The sequence below is a fragment of the Glaciibacter kafniensis genome (assembly GCF_039538945.1).
In the GTDB taxonomy this organism is placed as follows: domain Bacteria; phylum Actinomycetota; class Actinomycetes; order Actinomycetales; family Microbacteriaceae; genus Cryobacterium; species Cryobacterium kafniensis.
The window spans coordinates 224,512-239,760 of record NZ_BAABCN010000002.1; the positions used below are offsets into that span (position 1 = coordinate 224,512).

The window sequence follows — 15,249 nt, forward strand, 5'->3', positions numbered from 1 at the left end:
ATCGGCCCAAGACGATGGCGCAGCATGACGACCCACGCCCTGCTGATCGTTGCTAGCATCAGGGGCTATGTGCCTCGAAGCGTGTTGTCTATGATCGGTGTGGCCATCGCGACGGTTCTCGGACCGGGCCTGGGAGCGGCCATCAGCCCCATGGCCATCGTTGCGGTCCTGATCTTGCTCACCTCCACAAACGGGCCGTCTCGGGCGCGGTTCTTCAGCCTGGGGGTCTTCAGCACCACAGCTCTCATTGCCGTACTTGTACTCGCCGTGTCGTTGGCATTTGGCCTACACGAGTCAGGACATCGCGCCCTCTGGGCATCACTGGTTTCGTTGTGCCTCGGCGTGCTTCTCCTGGTATTCGGCTACCGGCAGTGGCGTTCGCGTCCGCGCCGCGACACCACATCCGTCGCGCCCCGATGGATGGCCTCGTTGGAAAACACCACACAGACGAAGGCGTTCATCCTCGGGTGCATGCTGTCGTTGGCGAACGCAAAGAACATTCCGCTCACCATCTCCACCTTCACCGCGGTGGTCCAGCACGGCGCGACCGTTTCAGCAGGAATAGTTGCCGTTGCCGTTTTCGCGGTACTCGGGTCGGCTGGCGTCATCCTTCCTCTGCTCGCCGCCCGGTTCGGGGGCGCGACCATGACGGGCACGCTTCGCGAGGCCAAGGGCTATCTGGTCGAACACAACGCTCTCATCCTTGCGATCGTCTTCGCGTTGCTCGGCGCCGAGACCATCGGCAAGGCTCTGGGGCATATTTTCGGCTGATCCGCCCGGGTCGCAGCAACTATCAGTTGGTCGAGCCCGTTGAGACCAGGGGAGCGGCCGCACTCCACGCGCTCATGGGCGGCATATGGTCGGCGTCTGGCCTCTTGACGGTTGAGGGAGATCGTCATATATTCACCCGCATGGGTGAATATCACATGGATGCCGTACTCGGGGCCGTCGCCGATCCGACGCGGCGGGCGATCCTCGACCGGCTACTCCGCTCCGACGCGCGGGTCACCGACATCGCGAGCGCGTTCCCGATCTCACTGAACTCCACGAGCAAGCACATTCGCGTGCTCGAGCGCGCCGAGCTTGTGACGCGCACGGTGCATGGCCGCGAGCACGTGCTCTCGTTGAGGGCCGAGGGTCTGGGCGAGGCCATGGCTTGGATGCAGCAGTACCACGCGTTCTGGGAGCAGCGACTCGCTGCCCTCGAGGAGTTCGTCATGCACAGCACGGATGCCGCGCCAGCGGAGGGCGAACCGACTGCGGAGAGCGAACCGACTGCGGCGGGCGAACCGACTGCGGCGACGAACGGGGCCGAGCGATGACCGCCACCGTGACGGTGAGCCGGCGCATCGCCGCATCCGCAGAGCGCCTCTTCGATGCCTGGCTCGACCCGGCGAGCCTCGCCGTCTGGATGCGTCGCGATGGCGGTGACACCTCGGACGCGGTCACGGATCCCCGCGTCGGCGGGTCGTTCTCGATCACCATGCACGACCGCTTCGGTTCCGTTGTGCACGGCGGCATCTACACGGTGATCGACCGACCGCGCCTGCTCGAGTTCACGTGGCGGTCGCACGCGACCCATCAGGTCGAGTCGCACGTGCGTGTCACCTTTGAGTCGGACGGCGACGCCACGGTGGTCGAGGTGCGGCACGACAAATTGCCGGATGCGGATTCGGCCGGCAAACACCGCGCGGGCTGGACCGAAATCCTGGGCAGCCTCGCTCGCGTCATCACGACAGTCATCACGCCAGAGGAATAGCAGGGAAGAGCAGGAGGAGAAGTCTGATGTTGTTGGAAAACAAGGTCGCCGTGATCTACGGCGGTGGAGGATCGATCGGGGGTGCCACGGCCCGGGTGTTCGCCCGCGAGGGTGCGCGCCTCTTTCTGGCCGGGCGCAGCCGTGCCCGGCTGGAGGCGGCGGCATCCGTCGCCAGGCGTGAGGGCGCCGAGGTCGAGATTGCGGTCGTGGATGCGATGGATCAGGATGCGGTCGACCGTCACGTCACTGCGGTTGCCGACGCCACTGGCCACATCGACATCGCTCTGAACGCGGTGGGGTTCGATCATCAGCAGGGTCTGGCGATTGCCGACACCTCGCTCGAGGACTACCTCTATCCGGTCACCGGATACTTACAGACGAACTTTGTCACGGCGAAAGCGGTCGCGCGGCAGATGAGGTCTCAGGGGAGTGGCGTGATTCTGACGGTGTCGACGCCGGGTTCGCGTCTGACCGGCCGGGGTCTGATCGGCAATGCGGCGCAGAGTTCCGGGCTCGAGGGATTCTCCCGGGCGCTCGCCGGGGAGCTCGGGCCCGACGGTGTGCGGGTGGTCTGCGTGCGGCCGCACGCGCTCAAGGATGCCTCTGACACGTCGTATACCGGGGTCATGTTTGGGCGCATCGCCGACATGAGTGGGCTGAGTCGTGAGGAGTGGGTCGCGGGTCTCGCCGCGACCACGTTGCTCGGACGGTTGCCGCTGCGTGCGGAGGTCGCCGAGTATCTCGCGTTCGCGGCATCCGATCGAGCGGCATCGATGACCGGAGTGATTGCGAACCTCTCGGCGGGCGCGCTCGTCGACTGATCGGTCCCGATCCACTTTCTGGACAATTGTCTAGAAAATGCCATAGACTGAATGGCATGAAGACCGACGCGACGAATGCGTCCCTCGCTGAGGTGCGCGGAGGGTTGCGTTCCTCGGTTGACCCACGCGTCGCAAAGACGCGGCAGCGCATCTCTGCGGGCGTGGAGCGGCTGTCCACTCGCGGCCTCGAGGTCACCGTCAGTGCGATCGTCGCGGAGGCGGGTGTGAGCCGCGCCACTTTCTACACTCATTTCGCCGACCTTGAAGAACTTGCCCTGTGGTTGCAGGAGAGTGCCTTCGCTGCCATCGCCGACGCTGCGCTGAACCTCGAAGGGCCGGACGGTCCGACTGCCGCAATGCTCGAGTCGCAGCGCCGTCTCGTGCGGCACTACGCCGAGCACCGCACCCTCTACTCCGCCGTCTTCCAGCTTCCGGTCGCTCGCGGGGCGCAGGGGCACACCGCCCAAGGGATGGCCCGCGACATCCGTTCCCACATCGCTCTTCGGGGTGGTCCTCCCGCCGGACTCGACGCAGATCTCACTGCCCTCTACATCGCCAACGCCGCGACGGGGCTCATCGTCGCTTGGGTGCTCGGCGAGATCGAGGCCGACGTCGAGACGCTCGCACTGCATCTGTTGGAACTCATGCCGCGGTGGATGCACCGCGCGCCAGACTCCCAGGGCGATTCCCTCGCCGTGTGGAATTCAGAAAGGAACAACTAATGAAAGCAGTCGTCGTCCGCGAGATCGGTGCAGGCTTTGAAACGGCAGAGATCGACATCGCGCAGCCAATCGGGCGTGAGGTGCTTGTCGAGGTGAAGGCATCCGGCCTCTGCCATACCGATCTCACGATGTCGCGTCACGAAATGGGCAACCCGTTGCCCGGCGTCTTCGGGCACGAGGTCGCGGGCGTTGTTACCGCCACCGGTCCTGGCGTCACCGACCTCGTCGTCGGCGACCACGTCGTCGGCTGCCTCGTGCAGTACTGCGGCGCCTGCGAGCGCTGTCTTTCGGGTCGGGTCTTCCAATGCCTCCACCCCGAGAAGACCCTTCGTGCCGACGGCGAAGGCTCCCGGCTCACCGAAAACGGCGCTCCCGTCTACCAAGCGTTCGGACTTGGTGGCTTTGCGCAGCAGGCGCTCATTCACGAGAATCAACTCGTCAAGGTCGCCGATGAGATTCCCTTCCCACAGGCCGCTCTCCTCGGCTGCGGGGTTGTCACCGGTGCCGGCGCCGTCATCAACACCGCGAATGTGCAGGCTGGCGACAGCGTCGTGGTAATCGGTGCGGGCGGCGTCGGACTGAACGCCATCAATGGCGCACGGGTGGCCGGCGCGACGACGATCATTGCCATCGACATCGCCGACGACAAGCTCGAAAAGGCACGGGCATTCGGTGCGACGCATGTCGTCAATTCGAAGACGACGGATGCCGCGGCTGCGGTTCTCGAGATCACCGGTCGTGGTGCTGATGCGGTCTTCGACTTCGTGGGAACCACCCAAGTCGCCGAAGAGGCGCTCACCATGGTTGCCGTCGGTGGTGGACTCTACCTGATCGGTGTGATCAGTCCGGTTGACCACATGTCGGTACACCTCGTCGGAATCATCGGCTCGCAGCGTCGCATTCAAGGCGTCTACATGGGCTCGACCACCGCCAAGCGTGACATCCCGATGTACGCGAAGCTCTACCTTGAAGGACGATTTGAGCTCGACTCGTTGCTCTCGAAGGAGATCGCTCTCGATGAGGTCAACGAGGGCTATGAGGCTCTGAAGGACTCGTCGATCACTCGAGTTGTGATCACCTCGTTCTAATTCACAGGCGATAGAGGCGGGCCGTTTGGCGGTTCGCCGCCAGGGTGGGCGCCCGGCGACGGTGGCCGGGCGTTCACTGTGCGAGAGGATGGGTCTCGTGCCTATTCTCGAAGCCCGCGACGTCAGCATGTCGATTGACTCCGAGACGTTGCTGGCGCCCGTCTCGCTTTCTCTGACAGGCGGCGAAGGCGTCGCCGTTCAGGGGCGCAACGGTTCGGGGAAGACGACCCTGCTGCGCATTGTGAGCGGTCAGATCCGGCCGACTTCTGGCGAGGTGGTTCTCGATGGCCGCCCCATCGATGAGCGCAACGTTTCGGTGCGACGCACGCTCTCGGCGCGCATCGGTTTGCCGGCGTTCGCCCGGGAGCTCACGCTCCATGAGCACCTGCGATTCATCGCCACAACGTGGGGACTGTCGGGTTCGGCCGCGGTCGAGGCCGCCGACGCGACGGTTGAGAAGCTTGAAATCGGTCACCTCCGGCGCAGATTTGTGAATGAGCTGTCTTCCGGGCAGGTGCAATTGTTCTCCCTGGCCACCGCTCTTGTGCGTCCCTTCGATGTGTTGATCCTCGACGAGCCGGAGCAACGCCTGGATGCTCACCGACGCGCTCTGGTGTCGGCAGCGATTCGGGCTGAGATCGATCGCGGTGCCGCCGTCGTGATCGCGAGCCACAGTGCTGACCTGGTGGAGGCGATCGCCACCACGCGCATCACGCTCGAGGAATCGTGAGCATCACCGCTGATCGACACATTCTCGGTCACGCTCGAGCGGTCATTGCTTCGCGAGCCGGCGCAGCAGCGTCGAGCGAGATCGGCTACACGTTCTACGTCATTGTTCTCCTGGTCGCGATCGTCGCGATTCCGCTTCTCCGCGCGCTCGTACTCGGGTTGGCGAGCCCCGAGGTTCTCGGCCCGATCACCGCACCGGAGAGTTCGTCGGTTGTCGGCGCGCTTGCAGCGGGATTGGCGGCTGCTGCGCTGCTGATCGGGCCGACTCGGGGCCCCGTGTTGCCGACTCCCTTCCTCGCCGAGTTCTTGGCCGCAAGCGGACTCCCACGAAGCGCGACTCTTCGCCGTTCGTTTCTTCTGACGACAGGTGTCGTCTGCGCGCTCGCGCTCGCGGCGGCCGGGATCGTTGTGGCAGCGCGGCTCGTCGGCGCGCAGGTCGAGCTGGTGCCGGCCGGGATCTTCGTGCTCGGCTGCGTGCTGTTCGCACCTCTGCTCTGCGTGCTGTGGCTCATCGGCCAGAGCTCTCCGCGTCGCGTCACCGTGCCGGCTGCCGTCGGCATTCTGCTCACCGCTGTCGTCGCATCCGCGGGGGTCGACAGCATTCTCGCCGTCACGCCGTGGGGGTGGCTTGCCCTTCTCTGGCACTCTCTGAGTGCGGTTGCGGATGCTCCGGCATGGCCGATCATTCTGCTCGCGTTCGTGCCACTGACGCTCCTGGCTGTGCCCCGACTCCTCAACGCTCTGCGCGGCTCCGAACTTCTGACCCGGTCGTTGCGCTGGCAGACGGTCGGAACGTTGGTTCAGACCGGGGATGTCGCTGGTGCGGCAGGAGTTTTTCGTTCCGCGCCCACCCGGGGCCGCCGCCTGCACATCCCGCTCAGCCGGCCGTTGCTGCTCGCCACGGTGCAGCGGGATGTGCTGAGCGCGTTGCGATTTCCCACCCGGTTGGCGCTCGGATCGGTGGGGCTGGTCGCCGCGGGATGGTTGGTTGGACTCGCTTCGGTAGTGCCGAGCGGGGTGCACTGGCTCGTCGCGCTCACCGGCGCGCTGCTCGGCTATCTCGCTGTCGGTGTGTGGTGCGACGGCATCCGCCATGCCAGCGAGAACTCGGGACCGGCCTCGATGTATGGCGGCCGTGACCTGCCGCGGATCGCTCGCCACGCCCTCACGCCGGGGCTTGCCGGGGTTCTTCTGGGTTCTCTCGGGGCGGCGGCGGCCAGTGCAAGCGGGGCGCCGGCCGGTACTGCGCCGTTCGGTACCGTGTGGTGGTGGACTCTGATGGCGCTGTTTCTGGTGCTGGTGCGCGTCTTTGACAGCGCCAAGGGAATGATGCCGCTCAGCCTCCTGATGCCGATCGTCACCCCACTCGGCGACCTCTCCATCCTGACGGTGATCGCGTGGCAGGCGGATGCCGTTCTCGTCGTTCTCGTCGCGGCCGGCGGACTCACTGTGCTGTTCGGCACGAGCGGGCTCGCCGCTGCCGTCGGCGTGCTGGCTGTCGCCGCTGCAGCGCTGGTCGCCCTCACCGTGCGCCGCATCCGCATGCTCGGCGACTAGCGGAGCGCTTTCTCGAGCCCGGGGCCTCGTTGCAGAGGCGCTTGTCCCACGCCGCGCACCGCCGTATGATTCAACGAGCGATATTAGAACTCGCAGTTCGATTATAGAACACACATCGAGACGTTCGTTCCGCATCGCCCACAGAGCCATCGCCCACAGAGAAGTGAGGAAAGCCGTGCAGTTCCACCACCACGGATACGTATCCACCGACCCACGCGTCGAACCTGCAGCGGGTGTCGGCCTCGATCGGTCCGATGAGCTGCCGGAAAACGTCGACGTACTCATCGTCGGAACCGGCCCCGCCGGCATGATCGCCGCCGCCCAGCTGGCTCAGTTTCCCGGCGTCACGACCCGGATCGTCGATCGCCGCGGCGACCGTCTTCCGATCGGTCAGGCCGACGGCATCCAGGCCCGCAGCGTCGAGACCTTTCAAGCATTCGGATTCGCGGGCCGCATCACCGAAGAGGCCTACCGCATCACCGAAATGGCGTTCTGGAAGCCGGACGCCCACGACCCGTCGCGCATCACCCGCACGGCGCGCGCGATCGACGACCCGACGGGCATCAGCGAGTTTCCGCACCTGCTCGTCAACCAGGCCAGAGTGTTGGACTACTTCGCCGAGTTCATGGCGCACTCACCGGCACGGATGAAGCCTGACTATGGCTATGAGTTTCAGGGCCTCGAGGTGGCCGACGACGGCGACTACCCCGTCACAGTGAAACTCGTGCACTCGACGGGGGAGCGTCAGGGGCAGGAACGCAGCGTTCACGCCAAGTATGTGGTCGGCGCCGACGGTGCCCGCAGTGCCGTGCGCGAGTCGATCGGATGCACACTCGCCGGCGATCAGGCGCTCCACGCCTGGGGGGTCATGGACGCGCTTGCGGTCACCGACTTTCCCGACATCCGCACGAAGTGCGCGATTCAGTCTGACGCGAGCGGAAACATCCTGCTCATTCCGCGCGAGGGCGGCCAGCTGTTTCGCATGTACGTCGACCTGGGCGAAGTGTCGCCCGACGACCACGGCGCCGTGCGCACGACGACGATCGAGCAGATTATCGCGAAGGCGAACGAAATCCTGCATCCCTACACGCTCGATGTGAAGGATGTGCCCTGGCACAGCGTCTACGAGGTGGGGCACCGCCTCACCGACCGCTTCGACGACGTGCGGCCCGAGCAGATCGGCACGCGCACACCGCGGGTCTTCATTGCCGGCGACGCCTGCCACACGCACAGCGCGAAGGCGGGCCAAGGCATGAACGTGTCGATGCAGGATGGCTTCAACCTGGGGTGGAAGCTCGGCCATGTGCTCGACGGCCGCAGCCCGGAGAGCCTGCTCAGCACCTATTCGGCCGAGCGCCAGGTGATCGCCCAGAACCTCATTGACTTCGACAAGCAGTGGTCGACCCTGATGGCGACGAAGCCGGAAGATCTCGACGATCCCACGGAGCTGGAAGACTTCTACACGCGCACCGCCGAGTTTCCGGCCGGCTTCATGACGCAGTACCCGCCGTCGATGCTGATCGGTGAGGCGACTTCTCAAGACGTGGCCACGGGTTTTCCGATCGGCAAGCGCTTCAAGTCGGCTCCGGTGGTGCGCGTCGCCGATGCGAACCCCGTGCAGCTGGGGCATCACCACCGCGCCGACGGACGCTGGCGGGTCTACGCGTTCGCGGATGCGCCCCGATCCGGCGACGCCTCGGCCCTCACCGACTGGGCGCACTGGCTTCAGACCTCGGCCGAGTCGCCGCTGCGCGTACATACTCCGGCGGATGTCGAGATCGACAGCATCTTCGACATCAAAGTGATCTATCAGCAGGCGCACCCGGAGATCGACATCAGCCGGGTTCCCGAGGTGTTCCTGCCGAAGACCGGACCATTCGGGTTGACCGACTACGAGAAGCTCTACGGCGCTCTCCCGGCGGAGGACATCTTCGAACTCCGCGGAATCGACCGCTGCGGTGCCGTCGTGGTGGTTCGCCCCGATCAGTACGTGGCCAACGTGTTGCCGCTGACCGCGACCGAGGAGCTGGCGGCGTTCTTCAGAGCGAACCTGCTCGCGCGGTGAGTCAGGCGCCGTAGGCGCGCGCCACGCTCTGGGCGCCGAGTTTCAGGCGCTCGGCGATCTCGGCCTCTGTGCCAGGGAGAAAGACGTGGATCACCGCGATCGATGCTCGGGGCTGACCGGGGAGGGTGAGCGGCACGGCGACCGAGCGCAGCGACGGAACGACTTCGTCCTGACTGGAGGCGTAACCCCGAACCCGGCTTTCAGTGATCTCCTCACGCAGGGCGTCGCTCATGTCGGGGGGCCAGGAACTCTCGGGGAGTCCGAGCAGAATGGCCTTGCCTGGTCCGCCGCGGGTGATTGGATGCCGGTAGCCCGGTCGGTACGACACGACGGCAACGGTCTGGCGGGGTGCCGCGCTCACGAGAGTGGCGGCCTCACCGCTGTCGAGCAGCACCGCGAGCAGGCAGGTCATACCGAGCTCGTTGGCGATCTCGTTGAGCACGGGCAGAGCGGCTTGTTGGAGGTTGCGTGCAACGCCGGAGTTGAGCGCAGCGAGTCCGGCTCCCAGGGCGATGTGACCGGCGTGATCCCTCGTGACCAGGTCGTGGTCTTCGAGCGTGCGCAGCAGGCGGTACGCGACGGAGCGGTGCACCTCGAGAGCGTCGGCCAACTCGGCGATCGACAGGTTATGGGCGGCGCTCGCGAGAATCTCGAGCAAGCGGATGCCGCGGTCGAGCGTCTGAGATCCGGCTTGCGTGCCGCTCGGTTGTGCCATCAGCGCCTCGGCCCTCGTCCTTGTGCATCGTCGCGGTGATCACACTATGTGATCCGCCTGTTCGATAATAGGACACCATCCCGATGGCCGAGCCTATCGAGTCCCGGTTCGTCGACCTCTTGAGGCGGCCATGCTCGTCGCGCAAATTGAAGCGCCGCGCGCTGAACTCGACGAGCGGCGCGGCAAATGCAGCGGCACCGGACCAGATCGACGTGATTCTGTGCTCGATTGCGGGGGTTCTCGACCGAGGCGGATCCGGCTGCGCGGGTCAGGCGCCGACACGCGTGTTGGCGCCGGCTAGCGTAGCGGCGCCGGGCCCGCGGGATGTGTTTCTGCTCGAATTTGCCGTCGGTATTCGACCCGAGTCACGGCGCCCCAGACGCGCATCGGCATCCCACACCGTGTGCTGCACGAACACGTGCTGGGCGCGGCTAGCTGTCCTGGAGTATCCCGGTGGCGAATGTGTCGGCACGCTCGCGCAACGTGGCGATCCGCTTCTCGCGGGCGGCTTCGACGTCAAAGCCGATGTACGCCATTCGTGGTGTCTTGCGCACATTCGCTGAGCACTGGAACTCGGCGCAAATGAGCGTGCCAACGGTGTCGCCGTTACGGCCGGCTGCTCCGCCGCGGCGTGCAACGTAGAGCACGACATCATTGGGAAGGTGCACGTCCTCGCACCACGAGCATTGTGGGCGCGAGCGGGCTGACCCGTCTGCTTGCTTCAGCAGGATGCCGACGAACCGGCCGTCGACGGGCACCACGATGTAAGCACGGCGGGCAAACTTGCGGTCGCACCAACCGAGATAGTCGATCTTGTCCCAGTCGATTTCATCGAAGTCGACCGGAAGCGTCATGTCACTGACCTCCTTGCGCGACGCGTTCACGAATGATGCGCGGATGGTCTTTTCGTCGAGAGCAAGCATGGTGGGAACAGCCTAGTCATTGTGTAGAGCGGCAATTCTCCAAGCCGCGTCGTGACGGTTCAAGATGGATATCCGCGCCATGATTGTCTTCAGCGGGCTGGTGAGTGACGCATCAGATCGACAGCACTATCACCGGGCATTCCGAGAGTGGGGCACATGCGTTCGACGAGACGAGTTCCGTCTGAAAACGCCACGGGGGCAACGCCGAAAGCGGCCACCGCTCCCGCGGCAGTCGCGGTTGCGCCGACTCGTCGTGGCCCACTGGCATCCGGGTACATTTTCACCCTCGGCGCCATCGGGGCAGTCGCCACCGGCCTCGCGCTGTACGGGCTGAGCTCTCTGCTGTTCTCGGTGTTCTTCGCTGCATTCGCAACGGTCGGCCTCGACTCGTTGTTGCGCTGGTTCGAGCGCCGAAAGTTCACCCGTGCTTGGGCCCTGGTCACCGTGATTCTGCTCATCGTTGCCGTGCTCGTCACCATCATCTGGGTCGTGCTCCCCGTGGTCGTGCAACAGGTACAACACCTCGCGACGGTGATCCCGCAGGAAGTCGCCACTATGAAGGACCAGGGCTGGTTCGACCCGGCGAACGCGGCGAGCAACGGCGTTCTCGGCACCTTCATCACCTGGATCAGCTCGGAGATCTCCAACCCCTCGGTCTGGGCTGCGCTCGGATCCGGACTCGTCGGTTTCGGCCTCTCGGTGGTCAACGCGATCGCGTCAGGCTTCTTCATCGCGATCCTGACGATCTATTTCATCGCGAGCTACGACAACACGAAACAGGCAGCGTACAAGCTCGTCGCCGCGTCACACCGCGCCTCGTTCGTGAAATACACCGAACGCATCCTGCAGAATTTTGGAAGCTACCTCAGCGGAATGGTGACCCTCGCGTTTTTCAACGCCGTCTACAGCGTCATTCTGCTGGTGGTCACGGGAGTTCCCGGCGCATTCTTGATCGGAATCGTCGCCTTCTTCATCACGCTCATCCCGCTCATCGGAACGGTCCTCACCACCATCGCGATGACGATTCTCGCGTTCATCCATTCGCCGGTGTCCGGACTCGTCGTTTTGATCCTCATGCTCATCTACATGCAGGTCGAGGCATATATTCTCACGCCCAAGGTGATGGGCAAGGCTGTACAAATCCCCGGATCGGTCGTTCTCATCTCAGCGCTGGCCGGGTCCACTCTGTTCGGGCTGGCCGGTGCCCTGGTGGCGATCCCCATCTCGGCAGGGATTATCTTGATCATCAAAGAAGTGGTGATGCCGCGCAAGGAACGCAGTTAGACGGCGAAGAAAGCAGGTTCTCTGATGGTCTCCGAGCAAAACCGCGCCGGGTCGCCGGCCGATTCGACAGTAATCATCACCGAGATGCTGGCACAGGTCCTCGAGTCGACGCCCGATCAGGTGGCGCGTGACGTTTCGGTGACGGGTCGCGGCAGTCTGCCTTCGGTTTTCCCGGTCACGGAGCTGGCGACAGCGTCGATCGGTGCCGTGGGACTGGCCGTCAGCGACCTCATCGCCGCAGTCGAGGGGCATCATCCTGCGGTCACGGTGGATCGGCGGCTCGCCTCGATGTGGTTCGCGTCGTCGCTTCGGCCCGACGGGTGGCAACCGCCGCCGCCCTGGGATGCGATTGCCGGCGACTACGAGGCGGCCGACGGGTGGATCCGGCTGCACACCAATGCGCCGGCGCACCGCGAGGCTGCGTTGCGAGTGCTCGGTGTGCCCGCCGACCGCGATCGGGTGGCGGATGCCGTCACCGGCTGGACACAGGACGCCCTGGAAGAGGCCGTTGTCGCCGCGGGCGGCTGCGCGGCAGCAATGCACACGCTGACCGAATGGCAGCAGGGCGAGGTCGGTCGCCGCGTCGCGGCCGAACCGCTGATCGGCTGGACCGACACCGGATCGGCTCATACCGACACCGACACCGGCGCCGTCGCGCCCGCCTCCTCGCGCTCCTCGTTTGATGCGACTCGGCCGCTGGCCGGTATCCGGGTGCTCGACCTCACCCGTGTGCTGGCGGGGCCGATCGCCACCCGGTCTCTCGCTCTGCTCGGTGCCGATGTGCTGCGCATCGATCCGCCGTGGTGGGAGGAGCCTGGGGTCATCCCCGACGTCATGCTCGGCAAACGCTCGGCCCGTCTCGATCTGCGCGACGAGCACGCTCGCCAACGGTTGCTCACGCTTCTTGCCGACTGCGATGTGTTGGTGCACGGCTACCGGCCGGGCGCCCTCGACAGTCTCGGCCTCGACGCCGCCACTCGGCTCGCCACTCGCCCCGGATTGATCGAGGTCGGCCTCGACGCCTACGGCTGGACCAGCGAGTGGACGGCGCGGCGCGGATTCGACAGTCTCGTTCAGATGAGTGCCGGAATCGCCGATGCCGGGATGCGCCACCTTCAGCGTGACAAGCCCACCCCGCTGCCGGTGCAGGCACTCGATCACGCCACCGGCTACCTGATGGCTGCGGCGGCAGTGCGGGGGATCACCCGGCGCCTCACCGAGGGGATCGGCAGTCGGGCCTCACTGTCGCTTGCCCGCACCGCTCATGTGCTTACCGGCTTCGGCATTGTCGGGCCGCAGGACGCCATCGACGCCGAGCGGACAGACGACGTGAACCCCGCCATCGAACACACCGAATGGGGACCGGCGCGGCGTCTCGTGGTGCCGCTTCGAATCGATGGAGTGCGGACATCCGCTCCGATTCCCGCACGACGGTTGGGGTCAGACCGCCCCGAGTGGTGAGCGCCGCCGTTGCCGCGAGAGCGCTAACGGAGTGCCAGCCGGGTCTGAGTCTGGGTGGCACCGCCCTCGGTTTTGAGTCGGCGCAGGAGTGAGTCGAGAGCCGTGGTGGTTGGAACGATCACGTGCAGCAGATAGTCATACGGGCCGGTGACATGAGCGACGTCTCGAACCGCGGGTTCGGCGGTCGCCCAGGCAAGGAAGGCGGCCGAATCCGTTTCGGGTTTGAGTCGCACGTCGATGAACGATTCGATTCCGGCTGCGACGTCCGCAACATCGCCGGCGAGTATCGCGCGGTAGCCGAGCACGATGCCTGTCGTCTCGAGCCGACGCACGCGGGCGGCGGTCGCATTGGTGCTCAGCCCGATTCGTCGGCCGAGTGCACTGAACGTTATCCTCGCTTCGTTCCTTAGAATGCCGATAATCATCTCGTCAATGCTGTCCATGCAGAGACTCTAACTGTTTGACTTCGCATTTGTCTGTCGCTCTCAACTCAGGCCGCACGCTGGATTCATGGACTTCTTCATTGCACTGGGTGGCGGGCTGCTTGCCGGGATCGGACTGGTCGCACCCCTCGGCGCGATCGGGGTGCTCCTGATTCGTGAGGGAGTGGCCCACGGTTTCGCCGGAGCGGCGCCCGCCGCTGTCGCCGTGGCCGTGATCGATGCCGTGTACTGCACTCTCGCGGTGCTCGCCGGGGCCGTCGCGGCACCCCTCATCGCGTCCTGGGGTGACGTGCCCGCTCTCGTCGGCGGCGTGGCGCTGATCGGTCTCGGGATGCTCGGTGTCAGGCGCACATTCGGGCGCCCAGCCTTTCTCGTCGAGCAGGGCGTCGCCGCAGATTCCCCGTCACGGGGGCGGCGGTTCCTGCTCTTCATCGGGTTGACCGCGATCAACCCCGCGACTCTCCTCTACTTCGCCGCGTTGACGATTGGCCTCGGCGCGACGCTCTCGTCAGCGAAAACCCTCGTCGCTTTCGTCGCGGGAGTCGCAGTCGCTTCGTTGGCGTGGCAGCTCGGCCTGGTGCTCGTCGGTGCCGCAGTGCGCGGGCGGATCACCGCCCAGGCCCAGCGCATGCTCTCGGCCGTGGGATTCTCGATCGTCGTGCTGATCGGCATCGCCGCCTGCGCCTCGACGCTGCTCGATGTCGGCTGACGCACGCGCTTCGGTAGGATCGCTGTCAGTGGACATCCGTGAACCGTGGTCGCTGTATGCGACACCTCGAAACGCCGTGCGGCAGTTTCTCATCGCCTGTCATGGCGCGGGGGAGCAAACGGGATTCTCGCCACCGTTTCGGCAGCGAAAACTCCCGACCCGCGGACTGGTCTACATCTCTGCAGGGCATGGCACCTCTACCTCCGGGCCCGGCTCGCCGGCGGTCACCGTTCAGGCTCCCGCTGTGATCTGGCTCTTTCCCGGCGTTGAGCACGGCTATGGGCCTGACGCTGCGGGCTGGAGCGAGCACTGGATTCTGTTCGCGGGGGAGTCGTTCGCCGCGTTCGAGGAGCTCGGACTGGGCAATCGGCATCAGCCGGTACTCGCCTTGGAGCGTGTGATTCGCGACGCCACCGTGCTCTTCGACGACCTCCGCACTGCGCTGACCACTGTGGGCGCGCGCTCTGAACTGGCCGCTTCGCTCGCCACGCAACGGATTCTGTTGGCCATCGTCGATGCCGCAGGGAGCAACACCGGCGCGACCGATCTGCCATCTTTTCTCAACGTTTTGACCCAGGATGCCCCGCGTCAGATGTCGGTCGCCGCACGTGCGCGGCGCGTCGGGATGTCGGTGGGCATGGTGAGCGCGAGCGTGAAGGATGCAACAGGACGCTCCCTCAATGATTTCGTGATCGAGGTGCGGATTGCGAAGGCCCAGGCGTTGTTGGCCGAGACCCAACTCGACATCGGCGTGATCGCCGAGCGGGTGGGCTACGGCGATGCGGCCTACTTCTCCCGGCTCTTCACTCGTCGCGTCGGCGTTGCGCCAACGGTGTTTCGTCTGCAGCAAGCGAGATCCATTCAGACCGAGCTCGACACGCTGTAGCCTCGGGCGGTGTTGCGCGCGTCCGATTGGGCAAAATGTCCAAAGTCGACCGAAGCTTGGCAGGAAAGTCCAACGAATGCACCGGAT

At 65.3% G+C, this 15,249-nt stretch carries 16 protein-coding genes; 13 read left to right on the plus strand and 3 right to left on the minus strand.

Annotated elements, in window-relative coordinates; translation table 11 throughout:
* Window positions 1-24 precede the first annotated feature (24 nt).
* From ABD791_RS01520 to ABD791_RS01560, 9 genes are all read left to right on the plus strand, one after another.
* Window positions 25-771, plus strand: a complete 747-nt coding sequence (locus ABD791_RS01520; RefSeq protein WP_345061589.1) for a GAP family protein — start codon at window positions 25-27, stop codon at window positions 769-771.
* Between the two features lie 140 nt (window positions 772-911).
* Window positions 912-1,322, plus strand: a complete 411-nt coding sequence (locus ABD791_RS01525) for an ArsR/SmtB family transcription factor (protein WP_345061591.1) — start codon at window positions 912-914, stop codon at window positions 1,320-1,322.
* On the plus strand, window positions 1,319-1,759 hold the full coding sequence (locus ABD791_RS01530; protein WP_345061593.1) for an SRPBCC family protein: 441 nt from the start codon (window positions 1,319-1,321) through the stop codon (window positions 1,757-1,759). The genes ABD791_RS01525 and ABD791_RS01530 overlap by 4 nt, the downstream gene beginning before the upstream one ends.
* A gap of 26 nt (window positions 1,760-1,785) precedes the next feature.
* Window positions 1,786-2,580, plus strand: coding sequence for an SDR family NAD(P)-dependent oxidoreductase (locus ABD791_RS01535; protein ID WP_345061595.1), 795 nt, complete (start codon window positions 1,786-1,788; stop codon window positions 2,578-2,580).
* A gap of 56 nt (window positions 2,581-2,636) precedes the next feature.
* A complete protein-coding gene (locus ABD791_RS01540) occupies window positions 2,637-3,302 on the plus strand; it encodes a TetR/AcrR family transcriptional regulator (protein WP_345061597.1) in 666 nt (221 codons plus the stop codon).
* Window positions 3,302-4,390, plus strand: a complete 1,089-nt coding sequence (locus ABD791_RS01545; protein WP_345061599.1) for a zinc-binding dehydrogenase — start codon at window positions 3,302-3,304, stop codon at window positions 4,388-4,390. Before ABD791_RS01540 ends, ABD791_RS01545 begins: the two co-directional genes overlap by 1 nt.
* 97 nt (window positions 4,391-4,487) lie before the next feature.
* Window positions 4,488-5,120, plus strand: a complete 633-nt coding sequence (locus ABD791_RS01550; protein ID WP_345061601.1) for an ABC transporter ATP-binding protein — start codon at window positions 4,488-4,490, stop codon at window positions 5,118-5,120.
* On the plus strand, window positions 5,117-6,676 hold the full coding sequence (locus tag ABD791_RS01555) for a hypothetical protein (protein WP_345061603.1): 1,560 nt from the start codon (window positions 5,117-5,119) through the stop codon (window positions 6,674-6,676). Before ABD791_RS01550 ends, ABD791_RS01555 begins: the two co-directional genes overlap by 4 nt.
* A 175-nt stretch (window positions 6,677-6,851) precedes the next feature.
* Window positions 6,852-8,741, plus strand: a complete 1,890-nt coding sequence (locus ABD791_RS01560; protein WP_345061605.1) for an FAD-binding monooxygenase — start codon at window positions 6,852-6,854, stop codon at window positions 8,739-8,741.
* A 1-nt stretch (window position 8,742) separates the two neighbouring features.
* Here the strand turns inward: ABD791_RS01560 and ABD791_RS01565 are convergent, their stop codons facing one another.
* Together ABD791_RS01565 and ABD791_RS01570 are read right to left on the minus strand one after the other, a co-directional pair.
* Window positions 8,743-9,456, minus strand: a complete 714-nt coding sequence (locus ABD791_RS01565) for an IclR family transcriptional regulator (RefSeq protein WP_345061607.1) — start codon at window positions 9,454-9,456, stop codon at window positions 8,743-8,745.
* Between the two features lie 431 nt (window positions 9,457-9,887).
* Window positions 9,888-10,379, minus strand: coding sequence for an FBP domain-containing protein (locus tag ABD791_RS01570; RefSeq protein ID WP_345061609.1), 492 nt, complete (start codon window positions 10,377-10,379; stop codon window positions 9,888-9,890).
* 156 nt (window positions 10,380-10,535) lie between these two features.
* Here ABD791_RS01570 and ABD791_RS01575 point away from each other — a divergent pair, with 156 nt between their 5' ends.
* Both ABD791_RS01575 and ABD791_RS01580 read left to right on the plus strand, forming a co-directional pair.
* A complete protein-coding gene (locus ABD791_RS01575; RefSeq protein WP_345061611.1) occupies window positions 10,536-11,663 on the plus strand; it encodes an AI-2E family transporter in 1,128 nt (375 codons plus the stop codon).
* A gap of 24 nt (window positions 11,664-11,687) precedes the next feature.
* Entirely contained in the window at window positions 11,688-13,124 is a 1,437-nt protein-coding gene (locus tag ABD791_RS01580; protein WP_345061612.1) for a CoA transferase, read from the plus strand.
* Window positions 13,125-13,147: 23 nt separating this feature from the next.
* Here the strand turns inward: ABD791_RS01580 and ABD791_RS01585 are convergent, their stop codons facing one another.
* Window positions 13,148-13,567: an Lrp/AsnC family transcriptional regulator gene (locus tag ABD791_RS01585; protein ID WP_345061614.1), complete on the minus strand. Its 420-nt coding sequence runs from the start codon at window positions 13,565-13,567 to the stop codon at window positions 13,148-13,150.
* Between the two features lie 67 nt (window positions 13,568-13,634).
* On the opposite strand from ABD791_RS01585, the gene ABD791_RS01590 reads away from it, so the two are divergent.
* Both ABD791_RS01590 and ABD791_RS01595 read left to right on the plus strand, forming a co-directional pair.
* Entirely contained in the window at window positions 13,635-14,276 is a 642-nt protein-coding gene (locus ABD791_RS01590) for a LysE family transporter (protein WP_345061616.1), read from the plus strand.
* A gap of 28 nt (window positions 14,277-14,304) precedes the next feature.
* Window positions 14,305-15,162, plus strand: coding sequence for a helix-turn-helix domain-containing protein (locus tag ABD791_RS01595; protein ID WP_345061618.1), 858 nt, complete (start codon window positions 14,305-14,307; stop codon window positions 15,160-15,162).
* The last annotated feature ends 87 nt before the right edge of the window (window positions 15,163-15,249 follow it).

Coding starts and splice junctions, on each gene's coding strand:
- ABD791_RS01520 (WP_345061589.1), top strand. CDS start 25: ATGACGACCCACGCCCTGCTGATCGTTGCTAGCATCAGGGGCTATGTG.
- ABD791_RS01525 (WP_345061591.1), top strand. CDS start 912: ATGGGTGAATATCACATGGATGCCGTACTCGGGGCCGTCGCCGATCCG.
- ABD791_RS01530 (WP_345061593.1), top strand. CDS start 1,319: ATGACCGCCACCGTGACGGTGAGCCGGCGCATCGCCGCATCCGCAGAG.
- ABD791_RS01535 (WP_345061595.1), top strand. CDS start 1,786: ATGTTGTTGGAAAACAAGGTCGCCGTGATCTACGGCGGTGGAGGATCG.
- ABD791_RS01540 (WP_345061597.1), top strand. CDS start 2,637: ATGAAGACCGACGCGACGAATGCGTCCCTCGCTGAGGTGCGCGGAGGG.
- ABD791_RS01545 (WP_345061599.1), top strand. CDS start 3,302: ATGAAAGCAGTCGTCGTCCGCGAGATCGGTGCAGGCTTTGAAACGGCA.
- ABD791_RS01565 (WP_345061607.1), bottom strand. CDS start 9,456: ATGGCACAACCGAGCGGCACGCAAGCCGGATCTCAGACGCTCGACCGC.
- ABD791_RS01570 (WP_345061609.1), bottom strand. CDS start 10,379: ATGCTTGCTCTCGACGAAAAGACCATCCGCGCATCATTCGTGAACGCG.
- ABD791_RS01575 (WP_345061611.1), top strand. CDS start 10,536: ATGCGTTCGACGAGACGAGTTCCGTCTGAAAACGCCACGGGGGCAACG.
- ABD791_RS01580 (WP_345061612.1), top strand. CDS start 11,688: ATGGTCTCCGAGCAAAACCGCGCCGGGTCGCCGGCCGATTCGACAGTA.
- ABD791_RS01585 (WP_345061614.1), bottom strand. CDS start 13,567: ATGGACAGCATTGACGAGATGATTATCGGCATTCTAAGGAACGAAGCG.
- ABD791_RS01590 (WP_345061616.1), top strand. CDS start 13,635: ATGGACTTCTTCATTGCACTGGGTGGCGGGCTGCTTGCCGGGATCGGA.